The organism is Bacillus sp. LR--39 (genome assembly GCF_053613335.1).
Genome location: NZ_JBSIOT010000585.1, coordinates 1 through 853, shown reverse-complemented (window position 1 = coordinate 853; position 853 = coordinate 1). Strand labels below are relative to the sequence as shown.

General features: G+C 46.3%; 2 protein-coding genes. One reads left to right on the top strand and one right to left on the bottom strand.

The genetic code is table 11. From position 1 onward, the window contains the following. The coding region (locus ACWHAR_RS25095) for an MATE family efflux transporter (protein WP_452088184.1) at window positions 1-345 on the bottom strand (345 nt) is incomplete at its 3' end. 121 nt (window positions 346-466) lie between these two features. Between ACWHAR_RS25095 and ACWHAR_RS25090 the strand changes: the two genes are divergently transcribed. Then, window positions 467-805, top strand: coding sequence for an AraC family ligand binding domain-containing protein (locus ACWHAR_RS25090; protein ID WP_452088183.1), 339 nt, complete (start codon window positions 467-469; stop codon window positions 803-805). The last annotated feature ends 48 nt before the right edge of the window (window positions 806-853 follow it).

The window sequence follows — 853 nt, the reverse complement described above, 5'->3', positions numbered from 1 at the left end:
CAATAAAAGCGGTTTGGCAAATATATAAATCGCCGCACTGATGAATAGACTGATGATAAAATTGGCGCTGATGGAAACATAGCCGACTTCCATTGCTTCGGCTTTTTGCCGCGCCCCTAAAAATTGAGAAATAATGACGGTTGTTCCTGTTGCGATAAAACCGAACATCACAATGATCAAGTTCAGCATTTGGTTGCTGACGCCGACGGCTGCCACGCTGTCGTCGGAATATTGGCTGAGCATCAGGGTATCTGCGTTGCCCATTAACATATATAATGAAACCTCGATAAAGATAGGCCAAGTCAATGCGAATAAAGAGAGGTTTTGAGGTGCTGTTTTTTTCATGGCGTTTGACCCCTTTCTTTTAAAATTCCGTTTTATAGTGTAACGCCATTTTCTTATAATAAGAAGAGACGAAACCGATACTTCTTGGAGAAATCCGACTTGATGAAAAAGGGGAGAGAACATGGAACATATCATCTTTACAATTCCGCCGCTCCCTGTGTTGATTACCGGCGGAGAAGGGCTGTTCAAAAGAGGGGAAAAGCATGTGAGGCGTGAATATTCCGTGTTTGATCTCTTATATGTGATACAGGGGGAACTATTTTTGACTGAGGACGGCGAGCCCCATCAGATCCGGGAAGGGGAATACATCATCCTTATTCCGGGGCTCGAGCATTATGGCCACCGCGGCTGTCAAGACGATACCCGCTATTTTTGGCTGCACTTTCAGGAGCCGTCCTATGGCTTCGCGCAGCAGGGAGGTGAGAACTGGACTGAACTCAAGCTGAGGAAGGGGACATAATGCTCGAGCCCCGGAATAAGGATGATGTATTCCCCTTCCCGGATCTGA